Source organism: Campylobacter hyointestinalis subsp. lawsonii (assembly GCF_013372165.1).
Classification (GTDB): Bacteria; Campylobacterota; Campylobacteria; order Campylobacterales; family Campylobacteraceae; genus Campylobacter; species Campylobacter lawsonii.
Genome location: NZ_CP053828.1, coordinates 261,812 through 288,012, shown reverse-complemented (window position 1 = coordinate 288,012; position 26,201 = coordinate 261,812). Strand labels below are relative to the sequence as shown.

Genomic DNA, 26,201 nt, shown 5'->3' with positions numbered 1-26,201 from the left:
CTTGTTTGTATGTCATTTTCTTGCAATTTTGCCACCGAAAATAACTAGTATTTTTAAATTTATTGGCACTAAATTTAATAAATTTTGTATCGTATCACTACTGAAAATCACCTTATCAGACATATAAAATTAAAATTGTTCATTTAAAACCGCGCTACAAATTTGATAATTTTTGTTTCTGCTTATAGCGTTTGCTTATTTACTGATTTTAAAAAAGGAAACTCATTTTAAAAGCCCCATATCTTTTAGTTCGTTTTCTAGAAACTCACCTGTGAATGAGCCTGTTTTTTTATATTTTTTAGCTACTTCGATAGGGGTTCCTTTAGCCACTACTTTTCCGCCTCCAGCTCCGCCCTCAGGTCCCATATCTATCAGATAGTCGCAGTTTTTTATAACATCAAGGTTATGTTCTATGACTATGACTGAGTTTCCAAGATCTACTAAATGATGCAAGACTTTTACTAGTCTATCGACATCTGCAAAATGAAGTCCAGTAGTTGGCTCATCAAGCACATACAAAGTGTTTCCCGTATCACTTCTGCTGAGCTCTTTTGAAAGCTTTATGCGTTGTGCTTCGCCACCACTTAGAGTGGTTGCTGGCTGACCTAAAGTCACGTATCCAAGTCCGACGTCGCTTATAGTCTTTAGTTTTGCGTAAATTTTTGGTACGGCTTTGAAAAAAGTAAGCGCTTCATCTACGCTCATATTTAAAACTTCGGCTATATTTTTGCCTTTATACTCTATCTCTAAAGTCTGGGCGTTGTAGCGAGAGCCTTTGCAGATATCACAAACCACGTTGATATCTGGTAAAAAGTGCATTTCTACTTTTATCTCTCCTTCTCCGCTACATTTTTCACATCTACCGCCTTTTACGTTAAAACTAAATCTTCCTATCTTGTATCCTCTGAGTTTTGCCTCTTTTGTAGAGGCAAAAAGCCCTCTTATCTCATCCATAACTCCAGTATAGGTTGCAGGGTTGCTGCGCGGTGTGCGACCTATTGGGCTTTGATCAAGGTAGATAACTTTATCAAGATGTTCTAAACCTTCTATTTTTACGCCTTTTATCTTTTGTACTTTTTTAGCTCGGTTTAGCTCTTCAAGAGCAGTTGGAAGTAGAGTTTGAAGTACGAGTGAGCTTTTTCCACTACCGCTTACTCCTGTTACTCCTACTAAATTTCTAAGTGGAAATTTGACATTTAAATTTGAAATATTATTTAAATTTACGTTGCTTATGCTTAGAAAGTCGCTCTGTTTTCTGCCTTTATAATAATTTATAGATTTTTTACCATTTAAATACGCTGCTGTTTGAGTGCCACCTTTTAAAAGTTCTTCGTAAATTCCTGCAAATACGACCTCTCCACCATGAATCCCTGCCCCAGGACCGATATCTACGATAAAATCAGCAGCTTCTATAGTTTTTTTGTCGTGCTCGACAACAATTACTGTGTTTCCTTTTTCTTGTAAATTTCTTAGCGTTTTTATAAGTTTTAAAGTGTCTCTTTCATGAAGTCCTATGCTAGGCTCATCAAGCACGTACATTACGCCACTAAGCCCACTTCCTATCTGGCTTGCGATACGAATTCTTTGCGCTTCGCCGCCACTTATGGTTCTAGCGTCTCTACCAAGGCTTAGATACCCAAGTCCGACATCATAAAGAAAAAATAGCCTTTCATTTATCTCTTTTAAGATCGGCGTAGCTATCATCTTTTGCCCGTCATTTAGATGAGCAAAATTTGAACTATTTCTAAAAAATTTAGTGCAGTCTTCGATGCTCATATCTATGATATCGCCTATGGTTTTTCCAGCGACTTTGACTGCTAAGCTCTCTTGTTTTAGACGCTTAGCGCCACATACTTCGCACTGTTTTTCAGTCATATAATCACTAAAATCTTTATCGTCTTTTAAGATCTCATAAGCTATTTTCAAGACACCTTCAAAAGTTTTACTTATCTTATGTCTTTTCCATAAAAAATCTATATTTTTAGCATTTCCATAAAGTATGAGCCTTTTTTCGTCTTCATTTAGTTCGCCGTAAGGAGTTTTAATATTTATGCCGTTTTGTTCGCAAAAAGCAAGAGTAAATTTATAAAAATAACTTTTGTTAAATCCATACATTACTTTTATAGCCCCATCTTCTACGCTGAGATTTTCATCGATGATTTTGTTTAGATCTAAGCTAAAACGGATTCCAAGTCCATCACAACTAGGACAAGCACCTTTTGGTGAGTTGAAGCTAAAGCTTAATGGCTCAAGCGTGTTAAATGATATTTTACAATCAAAACAAGCATTATGCTCACTAAAGTGTATAAAGCTCTTTTCTAAATTTAGCTCCTCAGCATTGCTTATATCGATCTCTACTTCGCCAAAACTCTCATGGAGTGCTTTTTCGACGTCGCTTGCTATCCTCGAAGAGTTTTCCGGGCTTTTAACTACTCTATCTATCACGACTTTTATAGTGTGTTTTTTGGTTTTGCTGAGTTCTATCTCTTCATCTAGTCTTACCATAACGCCATCTATCATAGCTCTTACGTAGCCTTTGTTGGCTAATTTTTCTAGTTCGTCCGCGAAACTTCCCTTTTTTTCACGTACTATGGGAGCTAGTATTGTTATCTTAGCGCCATCAGGAAGCTTTGTGATCTGATCTATGATATCACTTGCGCTCATTTTTGAGACGATTTTACCACATTTATGGCAGTGTTGAACCCCGATCCTGGCATATAGAAGTCTTAAATAATCATAAATTTCAGTTATAGTTCCTACGGTTGAGCGAGGATTTTTGCTTGTTGATTTTTGATCGATTGCGATAGCAGGAGTAAGTCCTTCGATATGATCGACGTCTGGTTTTCCTATACGGTCTAAAAACTGTCTTGCGTAAGAAGAAAGGCTCTCTATATATCGTCTTTGACCCTCTGCGTAAAGCGTGTCAAAAGCGAGTGTGCTTTTTCCACTACCACTAAGTCCTGTGAATACTACGAGGCGGTTTTTTGGTATTTCTAAGCTAATATTTTTAAGATTGTGCTCTTTCGCACCTGTTATTTTTATAGTTTCATTCATAATTTATCCATTAAATTTAAAAGTTCTAATTATATCTTAATAATTTTAATATCAGATTATCTTAAATTTGTTTATATATAAAACTTGATTTTACCTAAGATTTAAAATTTATGTTTAAATTTGTTTTTATAATTTAAATTTAGTGTTACATATATTCACATTATTACTAAAAAAATAAAAAATATAGGCAAAATTATACTGATTGATTAAATTTATTGTTAGAATGATATCTAAAATTAATAAATCATAAAAAGAAGGTGGAATGATGTCTAATCCTAATGTTCCTGTGGATAAAAAGACCAGTATCGTTCAGATTATCGGTCTTTTTGGTGGTATTTTGGCTGCCCTTTTGGTGTATTATATGATGCCAAGCAATGCCGGAGATATAGCAAACGCTGCGGCAAATGGCAAAAAGCTAAATATCGATGGTCTGCCTATAGTCGCTGCTGTTGCAGTTCTTATGGGTATATGGTGGATGACTGAAGCGATAGCACTTCCTGCTACTGCTCTTTTACCTATGGTTTTGTTCCCGCTTTTAGGGGTTGATAGCTTTAAATCAGCAGCCACTCCGTATGCTTCAGATACTATATATCTGTTTATGGGTGGGTTTGTTCTAGCTCTTGCTATGCAAAAGTGGAATCTACATACTAGAATAGCTCTTGGTATCGTGTTACTAATCGGAACAAGTCCGCGTCGTTTAGTAGCGGGATTTATGGTAGCGACTGGATTTTTATCTATGTGGGTTAGCAATACTGCCACTGCTGTTATGATGCTTCCAGTAGGACTTTCTGTTCTTCACTTAGTTAGTAAGCTTACTACTGGTAAGGTTGATGGTAGCGTAGAAGGAGATATGAGACATCTTGATGAAATAGCTCGTAAAGGCACTCAAGGCGGTATCGCAAGTGCTGTCATCCACAAAGGCAAAGATATAGTTGAAGAAGTAAAAGCAAGAACAAGTGCATTTACCTCAAATTTTGGTATTTCTTTGATGCTTGGTATCGCTTATGCTGCTTCTATCGGCTCTCTTGGTACTATTATAGGAACGCCACCAAATGCACTTCTTGTGGCTCATATGAAAAATGAATTCGGCGTAGAGATCGGTTTTGGAGAGTGGATGATAATGGGTGTTCCTTTAGCCGTAACTATGCTTGCTATTTGTTGGGCTATACTTGTTTATTGGTTATTCCCACCTGAGATAGATGAGATACCAGGAGGCAAAGAAATCATTCATGAAGAGTATAAAAAACTAGGAAATATGAGTAGAGCTGAGTTGCTAGTAGGTGGTGTGTTTGTCTTGGCTGCACTTTGCTGGATATTCCTTGGATTTATACTAAAAGCATACGGGATAAAAGTAGGCAGTCTTGATACGATCGTCGCTATGAGCGTCGCTGTATTACTCTTTATCATTCCTGCAAACAAAAGTGGAGAGAGACTTATAGACTGGAGCACGGCTAAGAAACTTCCATGGGATATCCTTATATTATTTGGTGGCGGTCTTGCACTTTCTGCTCAATTTAGCAAAACAGGTCTATCTTTATGGATAGGACATCAAGTAAGCGCACTTGGCGTTATGCCGATACTTGTGGTTATACTCATAGTAACTGCACTTGTTATTTTCCTAACAGAGATCACTTCAAATACCGCTACGGCAGCTGCGTTCTTGCCTGTAATAGCCGGTGTGGCTTTAGGTCTTGGATATGATGGAAGCAATGTTATGTTATTTACAGTACCTGTTGCACTAGCTGCTACTTGCGCATTTATGCTACCTGTCGCAACTCCGCCAAACGCTATAGCCTACGGCTCTGGATATGTGCGAATCAGCGATATGATAAAAACTGGTTTTTGGTTAAATATCATAGGAATATTCTTAATAACTCTTACAATTATGACTCTTGGAGTTGCAGTGTTTAATCTATCTATTTAAATTTAATTATCGCTAAGGCTATGGCTTTAGCGATTTTAAATTTAGTTTTTCGTATTTGTTTGTGTGTCTTCTTATACAAGAAGTCTATCTATTATTTCTTTATTTATTCGATTTGCTTGACTTAGTGCATAGCTACCACTTTGTACTAAAATATTTAATTTGGAAAAATTTGCACTCTCAATAGCAAAATCCACATCGCGGATCTGGCTTTCTGCGGCTTTGATATTTACTTGAGTGACTGTTATATTGTTTATGGTAGCAACTAGCTGATTTTGTGCTGAGCCTAAGCTTGATCTTAGCTTGTCTAAATCCTTAAGTGCATTTAGAGCGATATCCATTAAGGTTTGCGCACCTAAATTTGTATTTACGCCACCTGGTAATTCCAAAATCGTCGGATTTTTAAGGTCGATACCGCCTAAAGCTTTTAGTGTGTGCTCGTCAAATTTATTTCTTATTATGTCATTTAGGCTAAGTGACACCTTCTCGGCTGTTTGACTACCTATGATATTTTTTGGATCTACCTGTTTGGCATTTAGACCGCCTACCTCAGCTCCTTTTATGGTATTTGTAGTATCAGCTAGACTTATGGTTGGCCAAAATCCATCTGATTCAATATATAATTGTCCTAGTATCAAGACGCTTTTATCATTTGCATTGTTACCTAAAGATATTCCCATAGCTTGAGCGTCTTCTTTGCTTCCTAATTCTATATGGATAGGCTTTCCGCCTTCTGCTACCATCGATAGACGACCGCCTATGTTTGATGCACTTACGCCTGTTGTGTCTTTTTGAGCGTTTATAGCATCTATTAGGACGTTATCTGGGTCGCCTCTTACAAATTTGATATTTGTCCCTATAAGTGTGCCATTTATCTTTAGACTTGAAACGCTATCTTTAAAGAATCTTGTTCCAAACATCGTAGCACTGCTAACAAATTCATTTTTTACCTTAGCTTTTATCTCTGTTTTGTCGCTATAAGCGTTTATTTTATCTGCTATCGCACCTAGTCCATCTTTTAATATCTCATCGCCATAGATTGGTTCAAACTGAATTCCATTTAAAAAATTTGGCACAGCGTCTAATCTCATATCAAATTTGGCTTTTTCAAAATCAGTATCTTTAAAAACTAAAGAAGTAGTAGCTAGAAAATTTTTATGGCCGATAGCTTTTGAATTTGTATTTCCTATACTGAGTTTGACCGTTTCATTACTATAGGCACCTACTTGGAAATTTTTATTTGAGAAGTTACCATTTAGCAAATTTTGACCATTAAAGCTTGTGGTATTTGAGATATTGTCAAGTTCATCAAGTAGCCTAGTGATATCGCTTTGAATGGCTCGTCTTGATTCAGTATTTTGGCTATCGTTTGCTGCTTGGATAGCTTTTACTCTAATTGTGTCTATGATTTTTATCTGCTCATCCATAGCTTTATCAGCAGTTTGGACTATGCCTATGGCGTCATTTCCATTTTTCACAGCTTGGTATAGTGAGTTACTTTGACTTCTTAGGCTATCAGCGATAGACATACCAGAGGCATCATCGGCTGCACTTTGTATCCTAAGACCTGAGCTTAGACGACTTAGAGAGTTGGTGAGTTCTTTTTGGTTGGATTGTAAATTCATTGTGGCGACTAAACTTGCTACATTTGTATTTATTCTAAATGCCACTTTTGTATCTCCCCCCCCCCCACGCATTATATTTATAAAATCTATTTGCTGTAAATCGGAATTTTTTATTATAATTTTATAAAATCTCATTTAAAATTATAATAAATTTTTAATTTTTTATTAGAAATTTAAAAGTATTTTTTAAGATAGACAAAGAAAAAATTATGTATAATATTTTTTTAAAAAAACTTTTGGAGCCAAAATGCTTTTAGATGAACCAGTTGTTTATCTTAGAGAGATATTAAATTTATATCCAAACTCATATTTAGCAGAAGATGAACTACAAACTATTATAGGAATAGACTGCGATTATATTGACGGCGATGACTTACAAAAGCTAAAAACTGCATACGAAAATGGCAATAAAATTTGTGAATTTGCGGGGCTTTTTGGCGTGATGAGTTATGAAGTCGTACATAAATTTGAAACTATCGGTGAAAAAAAACCTATGTTTTACGATTTTCCGACATATTTTTATGCAAATGCAAAAGCCTATTTGCACTATGATAAGCAAAGCAAAATTTATAGTTATTATGGCGAGGGCGAGTATTTTTCAAATTTAGAAAATGTAAAACCAAAAAAATATACAAATAATGAAAGATTTTACCATATAGATACTGATTTAAACGCCGAAGAAACACACTTTAAAAATTCTATAAATTTAGCAAAAGAATATATAAAAAGCGGAGATGTTTTTCAAGTCGTACTTAGTCAGACTTTAAAATTAAGCTCAAATTTAGATCCGCTTGAGTTTTATGAGATATTAAAAAGACAAAATCCAAGTCAATATATGTTTTATTTTCCTACTCCTTATGGTGTGGTTACTGGAAGTAGTCCAGAGCTCATTATGAGGGTATCAAAAGGTGAGATTTTTGTAGCTCCTATAGCAGGAACAAGGGGGCGCGGTAGTGATGCAAACGAAGATGAAAAACTAAAATTTGAGCTTTTAAATGACGAAAAAGAACTTGCCGAGCATAAGATGCTCATAGATCTAGCAAGAAACGATATAGGTAAATTCGCTAAAAAAGGTAGCGTAAAAGTCAAAAATCCTATGCATATAAAGACTTATGAAAGTGTTATGCACATAGCTAGCGAAGTGTATGGCACAAAGCGTGAAGACAAAAGTGCGTTTGATGTTTTGAGTATAGTTTTTCCAGCAGGTACGCTTAGTGGAAGTCCGAAGATTAGAGCAATGCAGATCATAAACGAACTAGAAGGTTCCTCGCGTGGAGTGTATGGCGGAGGGATTGGATTTTGGCATTTTAATGGCGATGTTCAGATGGCTATACTTATCCGTTCGGCTATATTTGTTCCAAAAGGTAATGGCGTAAATGAAGTATTTATCGGTGCTGGAGCAGGTATCGTGTATGATAGTGTTCCTAAAAGTGAGTATGAAGAAATTTGTAAAAAACGAAGAAGTTGCGTAAAGATTTTTGAAGAAGTTTGTAAGGAGCTTAGATGATTTTAATGATCGATAATTATGATAGTTTTGTGTATAATATCTATCAATATATTTTAGAAACAACGGACGAAGAGATAAAGCTAGTCAGAAATGACGAGCTTAATATAGAGCAGATAAAAGAGCTATGTCCTAGCAAGATCATCTTAAGCCCTGGACCAAAGCACCCTAGCGATAGCGGTGTGTGCTTAGATATCTTAAAAGCAGATCTTGACATTCCTATTCTTGGTGTTTGTCTAGGACATCAAGCTATCGGACTTGTTTTTGGAGCTAGTATCAAAAGGCTTGAGCTTCCATTGCACGGCAAAAATAGTATGATAAAAGTAGTAAAATCAAATAAGATTTTTGATGAACTTCCTAGCGAATTTAGCGTTATGAGATATCACTCACTTTACGTAGATAACGTACCTGAATGCCTTGAGATATCTGCTATGAGCGATGATGGCGTCATAATGGGTCTGAAGCATAAATCAAAGCCTATATATGGAATTCAGTTTCATCCTGAGAGTTATTTTACAGAGTATGGAAAAAAGATCATAGCAAATTTTGTTAAGTTAAATAAACCACAAAATGCAGAGAAAAAAGAGATGAGTTTTGCTCCGTTTATGACGAAGTTGCAAAAAAATTTCCCATTAGATAGCAAGGATTATGAGATAATCTGTAAAGCATTGTATGATAAAAATTACGATATAGTTCAGCTTGCTGGACTTTTGGTTTTGATAAGTGAAAAATCCTTATATCCTGATAGTCTTGTTGCTCTTGTTAAAAATATACTTAAATACTCCATTACTTATAGCGATAGTTCGCCGATGTTTGACATCGTAGGCACTGGTGGCGATAAGCTAAAAACTATAAATATATCAACTACTGTAGCTTTTATACTAGCTAGTATGGGTGTTAAAGTCGCAAAACACGGCAATAGGGCTATCACTAGCAAAAGTGGAAGTAGTGATGTTTTAAGTGCTCTTGGAGTTCCTTTAGAAAGCGATATCGCAGTTCTTAGAAATTTAACACAAAATCAAGGTTTAGCATTTTTTCATGCACCATTTTTTCACAAGATAACAGCCGAAGTAAAAGAAGCAAGAAGTAGGCTTGGCATAGGAACTGTGTTTAATATCCTTGGACCTCTTTTAAATCCAAATTTAGCTCTTAGCAATCAAGTAGTCGGCAACTACCTTGAAGAAGTTAATGAGTTAATCGCAGCTACTTTATTAAATTTAGGTCGCAAACACGCTCTTGTCGTGCATGGAATGGACTCTATGGACGAGATAACACTTTGCGATGAGACACTAATCCACGAAGTCAAAGATGGCAAGATACTTGAGTATAGGGTTACACCAGAGCAATTTGGCTTTAAAAGGGCATTTCACTCTGATATTGTCGGTGGCGATGCTAGTTACAATGCCGAAATTTTAAAAGCCACGCTAAAAGGAGAGCTTAGTGGAGCTAAATTTGATATAGTGCTTTTAAATGCGATGTTTGCTCTATACGCCGCAGATGGCGCTAACTCACCACTAGAGGCTAAAGAGATTATCTTAAATGCGATTAAATCCGGCAAAGTTTGGGAATTTTATAAAAACTATGTGGAGAGTTTTGAGTGAGTTTAGTGAAAATTGTTTTTATAAATATCGAGGCTAATTTCTTATAAAATCGTGTTATAAAATGCCACAAGGAATTCGATATGGCTATTTATGATTTTTCAAAACTTGATAATGCAAAAAAATATTTTATTTAATAAATTAAAATTAAATTTATCAACACCTTTAACAAAATAGAAAGCTTGATAAAAAGTGGCTAAAGCATAATCTAAGTTGATAATCTAAATTTAATAAAGTTTTATCAAATTTAAATAATAAAATAAATAAATTTAAAAAACTATATTTTATATTAGTTTTATATTTAAAGTTTAGTTTAAATATAATAGTCTAGCAAAATACGCTAATAGCGTGTTTTAGTTATCTTTAGATATTTAAACTAAATATAGTTTTAATCTTAAAAAAAGATTTTGTAGAGTATAATTTTGGCTAGTTCAAAATTTTCCAAAAAAAGGGGAGCTTATGAGTAAGCAAATCGAAGGGTTTCTTGGTATAAGCGAGGATCGCAAGAAGAGTAGAATTCCTGCTAAACTCGATCTTATTCAAAGTGGAACTGGGCTATTCCTAGGACTATTTATGTGGGCACATATGATATTTGTAGCTACCATATTATTTGGTGAAGATGTCTATAATAAAGTTGTGCATATTTTAGAGCTTAGGTTTATGTATGATAGCCCAAATATGAGCTATGTTACTAGCTTTTTGGCAGCCTGTGTGCTTGTAATCTTTTTTGTCCATGCTGCGCTTGGTATGAGAAAAATGCCTATCAATTTTAGACAATGGCAAATTTATCGTGCTCACGCCACTCGTATGAAACACGAAGATACAACACTTTGGTGGATTCAAGCTTGTACTGGGTTTATTATGTTTTTCCTTGGGTCAGCACACCTAATCATCATCATCACAAATTCAGATCAAATCGCCCTACTAGCTGATGGCACACTTGGATCAGCTGAGCGTGTTTATAGCCATTTTATGTGGTTATTTTATCTAGTATTGCTTTTTGCTGTTGAACTTCACGGAAGTATCGGTCTATACAGACTATGCGTGAAATGGGGATGGTTTGAGGGCAAAGATGCCAAAGCAACTCGTAAAAAGCTTAAAAAAGCTAAATGGATTTTAAGTATATTCTTTATAGCTCTTGGACTATTAAGCCTTGGGGCGTTTCTTAAAATCGCTATGAACTAGGAGTATAGTATGAATGTAAAATATTATGATGCATTAGTAATCGGCGGTGGTCTAGCTGGTTTAAGAGCTGCTGTAGCCGCTGCTGATAAGGGTCTTAGCACCGTAGTTTTAAGCCTATGTCCTGTCAAAAGAAGCCACTCTGCTGCTGCTCAAGGCGGTATGCAAGCAAGCCTTGGTAACTCAAAAATGAGCGAAGGCGATAATGAAGATGTGCATTTTGCTGATACGGTCAAAGGTAGCGACTGGGGATGCGATCAAGAAGTTGCTAGAATGTTTGTCCAAACCGCACCTAAAGCGATCCGTGAGCTTGCTAGCTGGGGCGTGCCTTGGACTAGAATCACAAAAGGTAAAAGAAGTGCTATCATAAACGCTCAAAGAACAACAATCGATGAAAAAGAAGAGGTTCATGGACTTATCCATAGCCGTGACTTTGGTGGTACTAAAAAATGGAGAACTTGTTTCACTGCTGATGCTACAGGCCATACAATGCTATTTGGCGTGGCAAATGAGGCTTTAAAAAGAGATGTTGAAATTCACGATAGAAAAGAAGCTATAGCTCTTATACATGAAAATAACCGCTGTTATGGTGCGATCGTCCGTGACTTAGTAACTGGCGAAATTTCAGCCTATGTATCAAAAGGCACACTAATTGCAACAGGTGGCTATGGTAGAATTTACAAACACACTACAAATGCCGTAATCTGCGAAGGCACAGGTGCTGCGATCGCTCTTGAGACTGGTATTGCTAGACTTGGAAATATGGAAGCCGTCCAATTCCACCCAACTCCAATTGTCCCAAGCGGAATTTTGCTAACTGAGGGTTGTCGTGGTGATGGTGGAATACTAAGAGATGTTGATGGATACCGCTTTATGCCTGATTATGAACCTGAGAAAAAAGAGCTAGCTAGCCGTGATGTCGTTAGTCGCCGTATAATGGAGCATATCAGAAATGGCAAAGGCGTAAAAAGCCCTTATGGCGAGCATGTTTGGCTAGATATTAGCATTCTTGGTAGAGAGCATATAGAGAAAAACTTGCGTGATGTTCAAGAAATTTGTAAGATTTTCAATGGTATAGATCCCGCTGATGAAGGCCCAAAAGGTTGGGCGCCGATACTTCCTATGCAACACTACTCAATGGGCGGAATTCGTGTCAAACCAACTGGCGAGAGCCAAACTCTAAAAGGGCTATTTAGTTGTGGCGAGGCAGCGTGCTGGGATATGCACGGATTTAACCGCCTTGGTGGAAATAGCGTCGCTGAAACTGTGGTAAGCGGTATGATTATCGGTGATTATTTCGCTGAGTATTGCGATAAAAATGAAGTAGATATCCAAACCAAAACAATAGAAAATTTCATCAATAAAAGCAAAGAATATCTAAATGAACTTATAAATAAAGATGGAAAATACAATGTATTTGAGATCAAAAATAAGATGAAAGATATAATGTGGGAGCATGTGGCTATTTTTAGAACTGGCGATGGTCTAGCTAAAGCTGTAAAAGAGCTTGAAGAGCTATACAAAGAAAGCACGAATGTCAAATTAGAAAATAAAGAGCTATATGGTAATCCTGAGCTTGAAGAGGCTTACCGTGTGCCTAAAATGCTTAAACTAGCTCTATGCGTGGCTTATGGGGCACTTCAAAGAACCGAAAGCCGTGGCGCACACTATAGAGAAGATTATCCAAAAAGAGACGACCTTAACTGGTGTAAGAGAACTTTGGCATACTGGAAAGAAGGCGATACACTCCCAACACTAGAGTATGAAGAGCTAGATATTATGAAAATGGAGATGCCACCGGCATTTCGTGGATATGGTGCTAAAGGCAATATCATAGAAAATCCACTATCAGCTAAACGCCAAGAAGAGGTTGATGCTATCAGAGCAAAACTAGAAGCTGAGGGCAAAAATAGACATGAAATTCAAGATGCATTAATGCACTATGAACTTCAACCAAAATACAAAGCATTAAACGAAAGAGCAGGTATAGGCTATGAGTAGAAAAATAAAAATTAGAGCATTCAAATACAATCCTCAAAGCAAAGTTAGCAAACCGCACTTTGCTGAGTATGAACTAGAAGAAACCGATGGTATGACACTTTTTATCGCATTAAATGTAATAAGAGAGAAGTTTGATCCAGGTCTTAGCTTTGACTTTGTATGTCGTGCTGGGATCTGTGGAAGCTGCGGTATGGTTGTAAATGGTCGCCCACAACTAGCTTGTAGAACTCTTACAAAAGACTATCCAAGTGGCGTTATAGAGCTTATGCCTATGCCGGCTTTCAAACTACTTAAAGATCTAAGCGTTGATACTGGTAACTGGATGAATAATATGAGTAAAAGAGTTGAGAGTTGGATACACTCAAATCACACTACTGATATTAGCAAAATGGAAGAAAAAGTCGATCCAGACGCAGCTCAAGAGACCTTTGAGCTTGATCGCTGCATTGAGTGTGGTATCTGCGTAGCAAGTTGCGGAACGGCTCTTATGAGACCTGATTTTATCGGTGCTGTGGGGCTTAACCGTGTGGCTAGATTTAAAGTTGATCCACTAGATAATAGAAGCGATGAAGACTTCTATGAGCTAGTAGGTGATGATAATGGCGTCTTTGGTTGTATGAGTTTGCTTGGTTGTGAAGACAACTGCCCTAAGCACTTGCCACTTCAAAGCAAAATCGCCTATATGAGACGCAAACTAGCCACTGTAAAATAAACAAATTTAGCTTTCGCCCACTTTTGATATCGTGGCTTTAAAATCCCAAATTTATTAAAATTTGGGATTTTTTTATTATTTATTATTTTTTTTATTTATCATAAATTCAGAAATTAGTTATACTGCTAAATAAATCACCATAAGAGCCAACATTTAGTAAGTAAAGCTCTAAGTATCATTTTTCTATAAACTAGGAGTAAATCAGGCTTTACACAACACTAGCAAAAGCCTAAATATCGCCATTTTAGGTCATATTCGTCCATATTTTTACACTTTACAAACTCCACACGCTCAAACAGAGCAATCATCAAGCGCAAGTCTTTTTACATCGCTACTTACTTCTACTCTTGCGTTTGGATCAATTTTCGCTAGTGTTTAGTTCATTGTGCCTTGCTAAGCAAATTTGGTTCTATATTTAAGTTTAATGCTATCATTTTACACCACTTATCAAACCTTTTTTGTCAATTATACGCAAATATATTTTTAGTAATTATTTAGAATTCTAGCTTGGCGGGATATGTTCTAGCAGAGTTTGCTTTATTTCTTTTGACAGCTCAAACTCGCTGTTTGCTAGCTCTCGCAGCTTAAAGGCACTTTCTATTATAGCGTATAGCTCAGGCTTGGTTGTGCGCCACCTTTGTAATGTCCTAGTCGTTATGCGAAGTATTCTCGCTTTATCTCTTTGTGAGTATTTCATAGCTATAAGATTATCTATTAAGAATTTAAAATCTAACTATGAAAATAAGTTGTAAATTTAGTTTAAATTTAGAAAGAGTGTCGTATTATTGCGAACTTGATTTTTTAAAAGAAGATAAAATGAAAAAGTTTCTAAGCGTGGTGTGCCTTGTGGCACTTTTTGTTGGTTGTGGTAATGAGGCAAATGCTGATAGGCTTTTAAAAAACTTAGCCAAACTAGACTGCTAGAAAATTTTTCTAGCAGTCTTATGATTATAAAAAGGATATAAAATGAAATTTAAAAATAATCACGCAGATAAGTTTTTAGATGAGCTTTGGCAAAGAATAAACGAATACAGCTTGCTAAATGCTAGTAAAAACGATATAGGTGATTATATAATTTATCTTTTAAATAAGCATTGCGTGTATGATGAAAAAGAGAGATTTTTTGATAAATTATCACACGCTAGAATAGAAAAAATTCTAAAAATAAACTCAGCAAGAATAAAAAGTGCTGAGAATAATATAAAAATAAAATATGCTGATGATATAGATAAAAACAGCCTTTTTAATGATTTTTTAAACGATTTGCTAGATGAAAAAATCGTACTTAGAAAAGCAGGTGATGAAAAAATAAAATTTGTAATAGAAAATAAAGCCAAAAGAAGTATAATAGAAGCAAAACTAAAAGAGCTTTGCGCTGATACGCTTGATAGCTCGTTTAATAGTGAAATAGTTACGATTGATATAAAAAACTTTTTAAAAATGCTAAAAGCTCAAAAGAACTTGCCAAAAGAAATAGAAAGCAAGGTTAAAAAATGCGATGATAATATAATTATCAAAGCTCTAAAAAGCACTACACTTGGTAATATAATTTCGTTTAGTGCGTTAGTGCTTGGAGCATAAATACAAATAAAGGTAAAAAATGAAAAACATTTTTAACGATTTTAATTGTCTTAGCAGTGGCTGAGTATAATATCTGGGTATTTTTTGAAAATAAAGATATAGATGAATATAACGACACCTTAGATAACTATAACAAAGGACTTTATGAAAAATCTTTGCCAGTAGCACAAATGCTTTGCGAAGAAAAAGACTACGCAAGTGCTTGTAATCTTTTGGCTTTTTACTATGAAAACGGACACGCAGTGGCAAAAGATGAAGTAAAAGCCACTGAGCTTTACAAAAAAGCTTGCGATGGTGGCGATAAAGAATCAGCTTGCTATATCTTGCTCTTAATTACCTTGAGGGCATAGGGACAGAGCAGAATGTAGAAAAGGCAAAAGAAATGCTAGATAAACTCTGTAATGGAATTTTAGATAAAAACAAAAAAGCGTGTGATATGCTAGCAAAGCTAGAAAACAAGCCACAAGAAAGCAAAAAGCAAAATGCTAGTGCTATGCAAAACCATAATGCTTCGCAAAATTTAAACACACAAGCCCAAAAAGAACAAATCATAAAAGATTTGTATGCCAAATATATGATAAATCAAGAGCCAAATCAGCCACTTTTGGCTTTGCTTGGCAAAGATACAAAAATGCTGTGGGATAAAGCTGAAAATACTGATGATGGTATGATTTGCCTAGAATTTGACCCAGTTGTAGATGGGCAAGACTGGGACGCAAAAGAGCTTAAAAAATCACTAAAAATAAGTTCTTTGCTAAATGGTAATGTGCTTACGCAGTTTGCTAATTTTGGAGAGAAAAAGCAAGTTGAATATAGCTTTATTTGTGATGAAAAATGTGCTATTGATGATATTAAAATACAAACAAAAGAATATGATTTTTCTTTATTAAACACACTAAAAGAGTGTAGTGGCTCTTGATACTTTACAAGATCAAAAAAGTGCAAATAAATTAAGCTAGAATTCCCTGCCATTTTCAGCTATAATTCTGCCAAAATATCACAAAACAAAAGGTAAAAGATGTCATCAATCATAATCCTACGCTCAAAATTACAAAGTATAATCGAAACTAAGGCGTGGAATTACGCCATAATTGCGGTGATTTTATTTAACTCGCTTTTGCTAGGACTAAACACCAGCACTGAGATAAAAGCTAGTTTTGGCGGACTTTTAAACGCCCTTGATATGCTCTGCCTTTGGATTTTTGCAGCTGAGTTAGCACTTCGTCTATTTTGCTACCGCCTAGCATTTTTCACAAATAGCGAGAAATGGTGGAATATCTTTGATGTTTTCATAGTCGCGCTTAGCTTTGTAGCGATTGAGTATTCGGTCCTTCGCACACTTAGGACGCTTAGGATTTTGCGCCTCATCTCATCGGTGCCAGCTATGCGCGTGGTGGTCGATGCGGTGCTAAAAACAATCCCAGCTATGCTTAGTATTTCAGCCTTGCTGAGCATTTTTTACTATATTTATGGCGTGCTTTGTGTGGAGCTCTTTGGAGAGAAATTCCCTGAGTGGTTTGGCTCGCTGCCAAGGGCGTTATATACGCTATTTCAGATAATGACGCTTGAGAGCTGGAGCATGGGCATCGTGCGGCCTGTCATGGAGGTCTATCCTTATGCGTGGATAGTTTTTGTAAGCTATATCGTCATTGTGGGCATGATAGCGCTAAATCTCATCGTAGGTGTCATCGTAAATAGCCTAAATGAAATAAATAACAAATAATCAAATTTTAATCTAAAATTGCGACCATTTAAGAGAAGTTTATGAGTTGCAAAAAGAGACTAAAAAACAAATTTAAAAATAGAAATAAATAAAATTATTTTAAGCTACTAAATTTGAGCTCTAAATTTGATAGAGTTCAAATTTAGTCTAAATTAGTGTTGAATTTTAGCCATATCAAGCTTTATGGATTCATTATCTATATATTTGATGCCTTTATCCAAAACATTTTTTGCTATTACTTTGGCTTCATCTAGTGAGTGCATAGAGCATGTTCCGCACTGATAAATGTTTAGTTCTGGTATATCGCTTTGAGATGCTACACCTAAAATGTCTTTCATAGACTTTTCCCAAGCAACGGCTACTTTTTGCCAACTAGGCACTCCGATAACACTCATATAAAATCCCGTCCTACAGCCCATCGGCGATATATCTATGATCTCTGTTTTATCATCGTTTAGATGCTCTCTCATAAATCCTGCAAACAGATGCTCAAGCGTATGAGTACCGCGCTCACTCATTATCTCTACATTTGGCTTACAAAATCTCAAGTCAAATACGCTTATCTCGTCGCCTTTTGGGGTTTTCATCGTCTTTGCTAAACGAACACCAGGAGCGTTCATAATCGTATGATCTACTTTAAAACTATCTAAAAGTGGCATTTTCTCTCCTTTTTTTAAAATATTATAGCAAATTTACTAAAATAAATTTAAAAAAGAAACTATACTCATAACTCCGCTACCTTCTAAAACTATAAATGCTATGGCAAAAACGGCTAGTATCTTAGCACCAAGTGAGCTATAAGTCGTTTTTTGCGTAGAGTTTTTGAAATATATCGAAGTGATTATTTTTAGATAATAATACACAGAAATTATTGTATTTGCGACACCTAGTATTGCTAGATAAGTAGCAGAGCTCGTCACTGCACTACCAAATATAAAAACTTTACCTAAAAATCCGACGGTATAAGGAAAACCTATAAAAGATAAAGATACTACAAAAAGAGCAAAACTCTCTAATGGATGAGTTTTGTAAAGCCCGCCTAAGTCGCAAATTTTAACGTTTTGATCTTTAAATACAGCGTTTAAGATAGCAAAAGCAAACGCTACTACGATAGCGTAAGTACCTAAATAAAAAAATGCTGGATATAGTGAAATTTCAAAATTTACAGAGGCTAAATTTATAAATATATATCCGCTATGTACGATACTTGCTGTTATAAGTATCTTTTTAACGTTTTGTTCTTTTATGGTTAAAAAGTTACCTACAAACATACTTAAAATCGCCAAGATTGCAAAAAGATTTTGTAAAAATGCTATATTTTGGTTTTGATATAAAAAGCAAAATTTGATCAAAATAGCAAATGAAGCTAGTTTAAAAGCAGACGCTAGATATCCGCTTAAATTTGTTCTCGCTCCAAAATACACGTCGATGCTCCAACGATAAAATCCAAATATCGCTATCTTAAAAAATATCATAGACAAGACTAAGATAGTACCGATAAGCGCTAAATAACTAGAGTCTAAATGAGCGGCTATCTTTTCATATTGAGTTGAGCCTACCATGCCAAATATAAAAGCTGTCCCAAGTAGATAAAAAGCCCCCATAAATGATGAAAGCACGAAGTATTTAAAAGCTGATTCTACGCTTTTTTGACTTGAATCCATCGCTATTAGTGCGTATAAGGCTATGGAAGCTACTTCTAAAAATATCAAAGTAAGTATGAGCTCTGTGCTAAGACTCATCGCCATTAGTCCAAAAGTGGCTAAATTTGATAGTACCATAAACTCTTGCTTGTAATACCCTTCATCGTCGCTAAATTTACTTGAAAAGAGAAATATCAGAGTAAGAACGCAGAGTATTACGCATAGGCCAAAGCTAAATTTATCTAAAGAGATGAAGCCTATTAGTAAATTTGGTAGCCCTGTATCATCAAAACTATCTCTAACTATAAAAAAAGAAGCTAGAATAATGATCCAAAAAAAGATATTTAAATTTATAGAAGTCTTTTTAGATATGCTTGTTACACATAAAAATATATTTATAAAGATTATTATTAAAGATAGGATAAAAGGTGCTAACTGGATCATTTTTGCTCCTTTAAGTATGGTTTTACAAACTGTTCATAGTGCGTTTGCATGGTTGGCTCTATCTTTGAGATAAATGGTTTTGAGTAAAGTCCCAAAACAAAGATCATAACTATAGGCGCTAAAAATGCAATGATCTGCTTTTTGCTTAGATCTTTAAATACCGCAGTCGTTTCATTTACGCCTTGTAAGATAGCTTTGCGATAGACGATAAACATATAAACGGCACTTATGATGATAGAAGTGGTTGCTATCACGCCATAAAGTAAATTTGACTTGAAAAGTCCAAAAATAATAAGAAGCTCTCCTATAAAGCCTATAGTTCCTGGTAGTCCTACGCTTGAGATCATAGCTATGGCAAAAAATAGTGCAAAGATCGGCGCTTTTACCGCTATGCCCCCTAGCTTATCTACATTTCTAGTTAGTAGCTCTTTGCTTATGAGTCCTACTAGTAAAAACATAATTCCGCTTGTGATAGCGTGAGCGATAACTTGATACATCGAGCCTACAAAGCCCTCTACATCCAAAGAGAAAACTCCAGCCATAATAAGTCCTAAGTGTGAAGCAGAAGCGTAAGCAAGGATCGTTTTAAAATCTTTGGTTTTTATAGCAGCTACGCCAAAATATAGCATCGAAAATAGCCCTAAACCTACAAAAATCCAAGCAAAATTTGAATATGAAAAGCTAAATAGTGGCAATACAAAACGAAGTATCGCGAAAATAGCGACTTTTGATGCGATAACCGATAGCATAAACGTAGCGGTGGTAGGTGACTTCGTATAAGCATCTTTTAGCCATCCATGAAACGGAAATAGTGGAACTTTGATAGCAAAAGCAAGCATAAAGCAAAAAAATAGGGTTGCTTCTATGCTAGGTGTAAAGTTTGTTTTGACTAGATCATTAAGGGCAAAACTGAAAAACCCAAACTCTTTAAAATGAGCAACGCCTATATAGATGATAGCATAAAGCATAATCATAGAGCCAAATATGGCGTAGTATATCATATCCATAGCAGCTACATTTCTATCTTCTTTTTTGCCATAAATTCCTATAAAGATAAATATCGGTATAAGCATCATTTCCCAGCCTGCATAAAAAAAGATAAGATCAGTAGCGCTAATAACTGCTAAAAATGCAGATTCCATAAATAATAAATTCGCCCAGTATCCTTTTTTATCAAAATCTACTAAGAAAAATAATGGTGGAAACGCACAAGAAACTATAAGTAGTATAAGTAAATTTATACCATCAATACCAACGCCGTAGTTTATACCATAAATATTTACTATATTAAAGTTATCTACAAACTGCATACCGCCGTTTGGAATGAAATTTAAAAAAATATAAAATCCAAGAACAAGTATAGCTAAACTAGTTATAAACGCTAATGTTTTGCCGAATTTGTCATTGCAAAATAACACTATAAAAAGTCCCACGATAAGCGGTAAAAATATCATAAAACTAAGTATATGAGAAAGTATAACTTCTATCATAAATCAACCTTTATATAAATGACGATGATGCAGATCCATAAAACCATATAAAACGCGTAGCTATTTGTAAGTCCGGTTTGTGTAAATTTGGTGTAGATCTTGCTTGTAAATTTAAATGCTAAAGCTAAATTTAAAACGGCGCTATAAAACGCTTTATCTAATACTCCTGTGATAAATTTACTAGCACTAGCAAAAGTACGCACAAAGAGCAGATCATAAATCTCGTCGATATAAAATTTATTTGCGACTATGATTTCAAATTTGCTCTCTTGCTCGTTTTTATTCTCATAATAAAAGAACTTTTTATACGCTATAAAAATTCCCAAAAATGATACACTTAAGCTAATAACTCCTGCTATAATCTCTGCCATAAGACTAGCGTGAGGTAGCTCAAGAATCATCATAACAGCCCCACCTGATATAGCTAAAATCGATAAAACAATATTTACGAAAGTCATAATAGACGGCACTTTATGTGCTTTAGGTGCTACATTTTTAGAGTAAAATACCAAGAAAAATAGTCTAAAAACGTAATACGAAGTTAGCCCAGCTACAAAAAGCAAGATTGCGCCTATAAGATAATGTCCTGATAAAAAGGCGTTTAGTATAATGGCGTCTTTTGAGAAAAATCCAGAAAATGGGAAAATTCCGCTTATGGCAAGAGAGCCGATAAGCATAGGATAAAATAAAACCCTATTTTTACGCAAAGAGCCCATTTTAAATATATTTTGTTCGTGATGAAGCGCGATGATAACCGAACCAGCCCCTAAAAATAAAAGCGCTTTGAAAAATCCGTGAGTAAAAAGGTGAAATAGTGATGCACCACTAGCATAGCTAAGGGCTGCAAACATATATCCTAGTTGGCTCATAGTTGAGTATGCTAGAATTTTTTTGATATCGGTTGCTTTTGTAGCTATCACAGCTGCAAAAAGTGCGCTAAAAACACCGATGAGTGCTAAAACTTCTAAAACACTACTTAAATTCTCATATAAAAAGTCAAAACGTATAACCATATAAACGCCAGCAGTTACCATAGTAGCTGCGTGAATTAGAGCTGATATCGGAGTTGGTCCAGCCATAGCATCAGGTAGCCAGGTGTAAAGAGGAATTTGTGCTGATTTTGCTAAAGCTCCACAGATAAAACAAGATCCGATAAATATGGCTAAATTTGGTGATATCAAAGATATGTTTGATGCTAAACTATCATAGTCAAATCCACTTCTTCCAACAGCTATATATAAAGTGACTAGTCCTATTACGAAGCCGAAGTCTCCTATGCGGTTTAGTATAAAAGCTTTATTTCCGGCTTTTACATTATCTTTTCCATCAAAATAAAAAGATATAAGCAAGTATGAACAAACGCCTACGCCTTCCCAACCGACAAACATAAAAATAGGAGAGTTGGCTAAAACTAGCACGAGCATACTTCCTAAAAATAAATTCATATAAGAAAAAAACTTACCAAATCCAGGATCTTTATCCATATATCCTATAGAATAAAAATGTATAAGAGTGGCTAAAAAAAGTACGAAAAAGCCCATAATAACGCTAAGCTTATCAAGATAAAATCCTATATTTATCTCAAAACTGCCTACGCTTATCCAGTTAAATACGCTTAAATTTACTGATTTACTAGCTCCGCCATCAAATAAAATAATACCCATACAAATTAAGCTGATCAAAGGTGCGCTCATACCAAGAGCGGCAAATGTATTTTGTGTGATTTTTAAATTTACTCTATTTAAGTAAGCTATGCCTAATACTACACTACCGATAAACGGAGCTAAAACTACGATATTAATTAGCATCGTTATCCTTTAATTCGTTGTAATTTTCTATATTTAGATTGCGTTTTTGCTTATACATCAAAACGATAAGAGCTAAACCAAAACTAGCTTCAGCTGCAGCTATAGCTATGATAAGCAAAACGATGACTTGCCCATCAAGATTTAAATTTGCTCTAGCAAAAGCAGCAAAGATGAGTGCGACTGCATTTAGCATAAGTTCAACTGACATAAAAATAGTAAAGATATTTTTTCTAAGAACTACCCCAAGCATTCCTATAAAAAATAGTATCAAAGCAACCAATAGATATAGATCAAGCATCGTTTTTACCTTTTAAGATAGTTACTACCGCGATGAGAGCTGCAGTTAGTAAGATCGATATAGCTTCAAAACTAAGCGCCCAATTTGAAAATAGATAAAAACCAAGCGGTTTTATCTCTCCAAAACCATCGTTTGCTACTTCTAATTCAGGGTTTAAGCCTAAAACTAAACTAGCAAATATCGCAAATAAAATTACGATAGGCATCGCAAGAAGTAATGATTTTTTAGAAAATCTTTTTATCAAAAAGTCGCTTTTGATGTTGAAAAACATCACGACAAAAATGCTTAATACCATAATAGCTCCTGCATATACGACGATTTGTATCAAGAACAGCGTTTTTGCATTTAATAAAAGATAAAGTCCTGCTATGCAAACAAGAGTGACTATAAGACTTAAAGCACTATGGATAGGAGCTTTGAAAAATAACAGACCAAGACTACTTACAATAGCTAGTAAAGAGAAATTTATAAATAAAAACAGCTCCATTAAAAATCTCCTTGTTTTGTGTTTGCTAAAGTGGCTATATCGACTATAAATGAGTTTCTATCATTTCCTACTTTTGTGAAAATCCCGCTATCCATTCTTATGGCATCTTTTGGACAAGCCTCGACACAAAGTCCGCAATATACGCACTCTAGCAAGTCTATATCAAATTTAATAGGCTCTTTTTCTTTTGAATTTGGTATCTCATGGGCTTCTATAAATATGCAGTTTGACGGACAAGCAGTGGCACACATATCACAAGCTACACATTTTAAAGCTCCTTTTTCATCTTTTAGCAATCTGTGAAGTCCTCTGTATCTAGGCGTTATATCAGAAGGTCTTTGCTCGGGATATTCTAAAAACTCTATGTTTTTACTATTTAGTAAATTCTTAAAAAAATGGCTAAGCGTTCTAGCCATACCGATAAAAATATATGGTAGATAAAGTCTTTGTAAAAGCGGCATTTTCTTTCGTTCTATTTTTTTGATTTTAATTGCCATAAGTCACCACCAATGCAGTTATAATGATATTTAAAATGGCTAGAGGCATAAGTTTCTCCCAGCCAAGATGTCCGATTTGATCATATCTAAATCTAGGTATGCTCCACCTAACCACTATAAATAAAAATAACACTATGAGAGTTTTTATACTAAATACGCTCATATCTACTACTAAAGCTAAAAATTTGCTACCTTGCGTAGTTAGCCCACTGTTATAAAGATAAAAGCAGATAGCGTCTATAAGAATTACCGTAATAAGCGTAGATATTAGATAAAATTTATTTTCTCTTTTTCGTTTATCATAAGTGGTTTTGTATCTTGTAATATTATTTTTATACGTCCAAAAGATAAATACTGCTCCAAATAAACTAATAAAAATAGCTATCCCTAAAAGAACTATCTCATAGTTTTGTGCTAAATCTGAAGTGCTTAGATAAGGCAAAGAGTATCCGCCAAAAAATATCGTAACTATAAGCGCACTCATAGCGGTCATTGCTATGTATTCGGCCATAAAAAACATAGCAAAGCTCATCGCGCTATACTCAAGATGATACCCAGCTACTATCTCGCTTTCTCCTTCTGCTAAGTCAAATGGAGCTCTGTTTGTTTCGGCAAATGCACATACTATAAAGATGATAGCGGCTAGTGGCTGAATAAATATGCCCCACGCAGGAAGCCCTAAAAAAGAGCCTTGTTGATATGATACGAAGTCGTTTAAATTTATAGAGCTATATGTTATCATCATACTAACTACTGCAAGTCCCATAGGAATTTCATAGCTTATAACCCCTGAAGCAGCTCTTAGAGAGCCAAGGAGCGAGTATTTGTTATTTGATGCAAAGCCAGCTAGCATTATGCCATATACGCTTAATGAAGCAACGCCAAGGTACCATAGCATTCCGCCATCAAACGCAACTGCTTGCATTATGTGTTTTACGCCATTTATAGTATAATAATCAGAAAATGGCACTACTGCAATGCTAAGAACACTCATCAAAAATAGCACCATAGGGGCTAGTATAAATAGAAATTTAGATCTAATTCCTTTTGGCGTAAAATCCTCTTTTATGGCTAGTTTAAGGGCGTCGGCTAAAGCTTGAACTATACCACCTAGTCTGATGCCTGCAATACTAGCTCTATTTGGTCCTGGTCTGTCTTGAATGAAAGCAGAGATTTTTCTTTCAAGTAGTACTAGGATCGGTATCAATAATAGTACGAATGATAGTATAAAAACAATCCTAAAAATGGTTAGCCCAATCTCACTCATTTAGAAGCCTTTTTATGTCAAATTTAAAACTTTTATCGCAAATTTTAGCTATGATATCTTCAATGCAAGGAGCTAAAGGTGAAAATGCTGCTTTGGTGCTTCTTAAAATACCATCTTTATTTATAGTGTGACCGTTTCTATGATACGCACTAGCACAAAGCACATCAGCATCTGCTTTTTGGCTTATTGTGATTATATTTTGAACGTTTAGCTTTATAGGGATTCCTAGATTGAAAAGTATAACGTTGTCTTTTAAGGCTTCTAAATTCGTACTTATGCCGAAGTATTCTAAGCCCTTTTTATTTGGCGTTTTGTTTGGCGATCTAAGATTTAGCATATCACCTTTATCATCAAAACTCTCATCAAAAAAATCATCATATCCATAAATGTTTGCACCAAATTCATTTGCAAACTCACGTGCTGCATACATCTCTTCTAAAGATAGAGCCGAAGTCACAACAACGTCAAATTTAGCTCTGTTTTGCTCTACAAAAGATTTTAAATTTAATAGAGCTTTCTCATTTGTATCTTTAAAAAACGGCTGTTCATCTTTATAAGAATACCTTCCATAATCGCAGATAAAATGCCCATTTACTTCTTTGTCAAAGCGTGGTCTAAAGCGGTAGATTTTGTGATCTTCGTATTTTTCTTTATGAGAGTCTATGTAGATAGCACATCCTTTTTCGCATCCTTGACAGATTGCCTCGCTAATTTTTAGATGCCAAACACGTTTTTTAAATCTAAAATCACCTGAAGTCATAGCTCCAACCGGGCAGATATCGACGATATTTCCTGCGTAAGGATTGTCTATCTTTCTATCATCAAATAAGCTGATATGGCTATGTTCCCCACGCCCTGCGATACCAAGTTCATAAGTTTTAGTGCAAATTTGAGTGAATTTCACGCAACGCCTACATAAAACGCAACGCTCACTATCGTGGATAACCAAACAGCCAAAGTCCTGTTTTTTAGCTTTTTGTACCTTATCTACAAGCTTTACTTTTGAGTCTTGTTTATCAAATTTCATATAGTATTCTTGCAAGGCACATTCGCCTGCTTGATCGCAGACTGGGCAGTCAAGTGGGTGGTTTATAAACTCAAGTTCTAAAAGCCCTCTTTGAACTTTTCTTGTAAGATCGCTATTTATTTTTATCTCCATACCTGCAGTTATAGGCATATCACAAGCTATTTGCGGACGTTTTTGACCGACGACTTCGATAAGACACATTCTGCAGTTTCCACTCACTCCTAAAGCTTCGTGGTAGCAAAAGTGAGGAATCTCGATACCGTATTTTTTAAGCTCTGTTATTAGATTGCCTTTTTCATCTACGCTAAGAGTTTTGCCATCAACAATTATATCAACCAT

At 35.3% G+C, this 26,201-nt stretch carries 22 protein-coding genes and 1 pseudogene; 11 read left to right on the top strand and 12 right to left on the bottom strand.

Going from position 1 to position 26,201, the window contains the following annotated elements:
- Positions 1 to 222: 222 nt before the first annotated feature.
- Positions 223 to 3,054, bottom strand: a complete 2,832-nt coding sequence (uvrA, locus tag CHLWT_RS01585; protein WP_111999982.1) for an excinuclease ABC subunit UvrA — start codon at positions 3,052 to 3,054, stop codon at positions 223 to 225.
- Between the two features lie 265 nt (positions 3,055 to 3,319).
- Between uvrA and CHLWT_RS01580 the strand changes: the two genes are divergently transcribed.
- Positions 3,320 to 4,978, top strand: coding sequence for an SLC13 family permease (locus tag CHLWT_RS01580; RefSeq protein WP_111999983.1), 1,659 nt, complete (start codon positions 3,320 to 3,322; stop codon positions 4,976 to 4,978).
- A gap of 71 nt (positions 4,979 to 5,049) precedes the next feature.
- On the opposite strand, the gene CHLWT_RS01575 is transcribed toward CHLWT_RS01580, so the two are convergent.
- On the bottom strand, positions 5,050 to 6,645 hold the full coding sequence (locus CHLWT_RS01575; protein WP_111999998.1) for a flagellin B: 1,596 nt from the start codon (positions 6,643 to 6,645) through the stop codon (positions 5,050 to 5,052).
- Between the two features lie 202 nt (positions 6,646 to 6,847).
- Between CHLWT_RS01575 and CHLWT_RS01570 the strand changes: the two genes are divergently transcribed.
- The 5 genes and pseudogenes from CHLWT_RS01570 to CHLWT_RS01550 all read left to right on the top strand — a co-directional run bounded on the left by CHLWT_RS01570 (position 6,848) and on the right by CHLWT_RS01550 (position 13,597).
- Complete coding sequence (locus tag CHLWT_RS01570; RefSeq protein ID WP_111968576.1) at positions 6,848 to 8,107, top strand: anthranilate synthase component I family protein; 1,260 nt, start codon at positions 6,848 to 6,850, stop codon at positions 8,105 to 8,107.
- Complete coding sequence (gene trpD / locus CHLWT_RS01565) at positions 8,104 to 9,705, top strand: anthranilate phosphoribosyltransferase (protein ID WP_111999984.1); 1,602 nt, start codon at positions 8,104 to 8,106, stop codon at positions 9,703 to 9,705. The genes CHLWT_RS01570 and trpD overlap by 4 nt, the downstream gene beginning before the upstream one ends.
- 456 nt (positions 9,706 to 10,161) lie before the next feature.
- Positions 10,162 to 10,875, top strand: a pseudogene (locus tag CHLWT_RS01560) (fumarate reductase cytochrome b subunit); the annotation flags it as partial.
- Between the two features lie 21 nt (positions 10,876 to 10,896).
- The gene (locus CHLWT_RS01555; RefSeq protein ID WP_111999985.1) at positions 10,897 to 12,885 is read left to right on the top strand and encodes a fumarate reductase flavoprotein subunit; all 1,989 of its coding nucleotides are present in this window, start codon (positions 10,897 to 10,899) and stop codon (positions 12,883 to 12,885) included.
- Complete coding sequence (locus tag CHLWT_RS01550; RefSeq protein ID WP_111948091.1) at positions 12,878 to 13,597, top strand: fumarate reductase iron-sulfur subunit; 720 nt, start codon at positions 12,878 to 12,880, stop codon at positions 13,595 to 13,597. The genes CHLWT_RS01555 and CHLWT_RS01550 overlap by 8 nt, the downstream gene beginning before the upstream one ends.
- A 502-nt stretch (positions 13,598 to 14,099) precedes the next feature.
- On the opposite strand, the gene CHLWT_RS01545 is transcribed toward CHLWT_RS01550, so the two are convergent.
- Entirely contained in the window at positions 14,100 to 14,294 is a 195-nt protein-coding gene (locus CHLWT_RS01545; protein ID WP_111970862.1) for a hypothetical protein, read from the bottom strand.
- 38 nt (positions 14,295 to 14,332) lie between these two features.
- On the opposite strand from CHLWT_RS01545, the gene CHLWT_RS01540 reads away from it, so the two are divergent.
- The 5 genes from CHLWT_RS01540 to CHLWT_RS01520 all read left to right on the top strand — a co-directional run bounded on the left by CHLWT_RS01540 (position 14,333) and on the right by CHLWT_RS01520 (position 16,901).
- Entirely contained in the window at positions 14,333 to 14,521 is a 189-nt protein-coding gene (locus CHLWT_RS01540; protein ID WP_111970863.1) for a hypothetical protein, read from the top strand.
- Positions 14,522 to 14,563: 42 nt separating this feature from the next.
- Positions 14,564 to 15,178 (top strand): hypothetical protein, encoded by a 615-nt coding sequence (locus CHLWT_RS01535; RefSeq protein WP_111970864.1) that lies wholly within the window; start codon positions 14,564 to 14,566, stop codon positions 15,176 to 15,178.
- 56 nt (positions 15,179 to 15,234) lie between these two features.
- Positions 15,235 to 15,528 (top strand): SEL1-like repeat protein, encoded by a 294-nt coding sequence (locus CHLWT_RS01530; protein ID WP_111970865.1) that lies wholly within the window; start codon positions 15,235 to 15,237, stop codon positions 15,526 to 15,528.
- A gap of 32 nt (positions 15,529 to 15,560) precedes the next feature.
- Positions 15,561 to 16,097: a hypothetical protein gene (locus tag CHLWT_RS01525; protein ID WP_143211745.1), complete on the top strand. Its 537-nt coding sequence runs from the start codon at positions 15,561 to 15,563 to the stop codon at positions 16,095 to 16,097.
- Between the two features lie 99 nt (positions 16,098 to 16,196).
- Complete coding sequence (locus CHLWT_RS01520; RefSeq protein ID WP_111999987.1) at positions 16,197 to 16,901, top strand: ion transporter; 705 nt, start codon at positions 16,197 to 16,199, stop codon at positions 16,899 to 16,901.
- A 152-nt stretch (positions 16,902 to 17,053) separates the two neighbouring features.
- On the opposite strand, the gene luxS is transcribed toward CHLWT_RS01520, so the two are convergent.
- From luxS to CHLWT_RS01475, 9 genes are read right to left on the bottom strand one after another with little or no spacing between them, the layout of a single operon-like run.
- Positions 17,054 to 17,560 carry an S-ribosylhomocysteine lyase gene (luxS, locus tag CHLWT_RS01515; protein ID WP_111974992.1) on the bottom strand — a complete coding sequence of 169 codons (507 nt, stop codon included), beginning with the start codon at positions 17,558 to 17,560 and terminating at the stop codon, positions 17,054 to 17,056.
- Between the two features lie 36 nt (positions 17,561 to 17,596).
- Positions 17,597 to 18,988: an NADH-quinone oxidoreductase subunit N gene (locus tag CHLWT_RS01510; RefSeq protein ID WP_111999988.1), complete on the bottom strand. Its 1,392-nt coding sequence runs from the start codon at positions 18,986 to 18,988 to the stop codon at positions 17,597 to 17,599.
- Positions 18,985 to 20,478, bottom strand: coding sequence for a complex I subunit 4 family protein (locus tag CHLWT_RS01505; protein ID WP_111985241.1), 1,494 nt, complete (start codon positions 20,476 to 20,478; stop codon positions 18,985 to 18,987). The genes CHLWT_RS01510 and CHLWT_RS01505 overlap by 4 nt, the downstream gene beginning before the upstream one ends.
- Positions 20,475 to 22,286 (bottom strand): NADH-quinone oxidoreductase subunit L, encoded by a 1,812-nt coding sequence (gene nuoL / locus CHLWT_RS01500; RefSeq protein WP_111974995.1) that lies wholly within the window; start codon positions 22,284 to 22,286, stop codon positions 20,475 to 20,477. The genes CHLWT_RS01505 and nuoL overlap by 4 nt, the downstream gene beginning before the upstream one ends.
- A complete protein-coding gene (gene nuoK / locus CHLWT_RS01495; RefSeq protein WP_034963426.1) occupies positions 22,276 to 22,584 on the bottom strand; it encodes an NADH-quinone oxidoreductase subunit NuoK in 309 nt (102 codons plus the stop codon). Before nuoK ends, nuoL begins: the two co-directional genes overlap by 11 nt.
- Positions 22,577 to 23,071: an NADH-quinone oxidoreductase subunit J family protein gene (locus CHLWT_RS01490; RefSeq protein ID WP_111999989.1), complete on the bottom strand. Its 495-nt coding sequence runs from the start codon at positions 23,069 to 23,071 to the stop codon at positions 22,577 to 22,579. Before CHLWT_RS01490 ends, nuoK begins: the two co-directional genes overlap by 8 nt.
- A complete protein-coding gene (locus tag CHLWT_RS01485; protein WP_111996048.1) occupies positions 23,071 to 23,568 on the bottom strand; it encodes a NuoI/complex I 23 kDa subunit family protein in 498 nt (165 codons plus the stop codon). Before CHLWT_RS01485 ends, CHLWT_RS01490 begins: the two co-directional genes overlap by 1 nt.
- Positions 23,558 to 24,835 (bottom strand): complex I subunit 1/NuoH family protein, encoded by a 1,278-nt coding sequence (locus tag CHLWT_RS01480; protein WP_111970873.1) that lies wholly within the window; start codon positions 24,833 to 24,835, stop codon positions 23,558 to 23,560. The genes CHLWT_RS01485 and CHLWT_RS01480 overlap by 11 nt, the downstream gene beginning before the upstream one ends.
- Positions 24,828 to 26,201 (bottom strand): 2Fe-2S iron-sulfur cluster-binding protein, encoded by a 1,374-nt coding sequence (locus tag CHLWT_RS01475; protein ID WP_111999990.1) that lies wholly within the window; start codon positions 26,199 to 26,201, stop codon positions 24,828 to 24,830. Before CHLWT_RS01475 ends, CHLWT_RS01480 begins: the two co-directional genes overlap by 8 nt.

Bases quoted from the DNA above. Each gene is read 5' to 3' on its own strand.
- uvrA (WP_111999982.1), bottom strand. From the start codon at position 3,054: ATGAATGAAACTATAAAAATAACAGGTGCGAAAGAGCACAATCTTAAA.
- CHLWT_RS01580 (WP_111999983.1), top strand. From the start codon at position 3,320: ATGTCTAATCCTAATGTTCCTGTGGATAAAAAGACCAGTATCGTTCAG.
- CHLWT_RS01570 (WP_111968576.1), top strand. From the start codon at position 6,848: ATGCTTTTAGATGAACCAGTTGTTTATCTTAGAGAGATATTAAATTTA.
- trpD (WP_111999984.1), top strand. From the start codon at position 8,104: ATGATTTTAATGATCGATAATTATGATAGTTTTGTGTATAATATCTAT.
- CHLWT_RS01555 (WP_111999985.1), top strand. From the start codon at position 10,897: ATGAATGTAAAATATTATGATGCATTAGTAATCGGCGGTGGTCTAGCT.
- CHLWT_RS01550 (WP_111948091.1), top strand. From the start codon at position 12,878: ATGAGTAGAAAAATAAAAATTAGAGCATTCAAATACAATCCTCAAAGC.
- CHLWT_RS01545 (WP_111970862.1), bottom strand. From the start codon at position 14,294: ATGAAATACTCACAAAGAGATAAAGCGAGAATACTTCGCATAACGACT.
- CHLWT_RS01540 (WP_111970863.1), top strand. From the start codon at position 14,333: ATGAAAATAAGTTGTAAATTTAGTTTAAATTTAGAAAGAGTGTCGTAT.
- CHLWT_RS01535 (WP_111970864.1), top strand. From the start codon at position 14,564: ATGAAATTTAAAAATAATCACGCAGATAAGTTTTTAGATGAGCTTTGG.
- CHLWT_RS01525 (WP_143211745.1), top strand. From the start codon at position 15,561: ATGCTAGATAAACTCTGTAATGGAATTTTAGATAAAAACAAAAAAGCG.
- CHLWT_RS01520 (WP_111999987.1), top strand. From the start codon at position 16,197: ATGTCATCAATCATAATCCTACGCTCAAAATTACAAAGTATAATCGAA.
- luxS (WP_111974992.1), bottom strand. From the start codon at position 17,560: ATGCCACTTTTAGATAGTTTTAAAGTAGATCATACGATTATGAACGCT.
- CHLWT_RS01510 (WP_111999988.1), bottom strand. From the start codon at position 18,988: ATGATCCAGTTAGCACCTTTTATCCTATCTTTAATAATAATCTTTATA.
- CHLWT_RS01505 (WP_111985241.1), bottom strand. From the start codon at position 20,478: ATGATAGAAGTTATACTTTCTCATATACTTAGTTTTATGATATTTTTA.
- nuoL (WP_111974995.1), bottom strand. From the start codon at position 22,286: ATGCTAATTAATATCGTAGTTTTAGCTCCGTTTATCGGTAGTGTAGTA.
- nuoK (WP_034963426.1), bottom strand. From the start codon at position 22,584: ATGCTTGATCTATATCTATTGGTTGCTTTGATACTATTTTTTATAGGA.
- CHLWT_RS01490 (WP_111999989.1), bottom strand. From the start codon at position 23,071: ATGGAGCTGTTTTTATTTATAAATTTCTCTTTACTAGCTATTGTAAGT.
- CHLWT_RS01485 (WP_111996048.1), bottom strand. From the start codon at position 23,568: ATGGCAATTAAAATCAAAAAAATAGAACGAAAGAAAATGCCGCTTTTA.
- CHLWT_RS01480 (WP_111970873.1), bottom strand. From the start codon at position 24,835: ATGAGTGAGATTGGGCTAACCATTTTTAGGATTGTTTTTATACTATCA.
- CHLWT_RS01475 (WP_111999990.1), bottom strand. From the start codon at position 26,201: ATGGTTGATATAATTGTTGATGGCAAAACTCTTAGCGTAGATGAAAAA.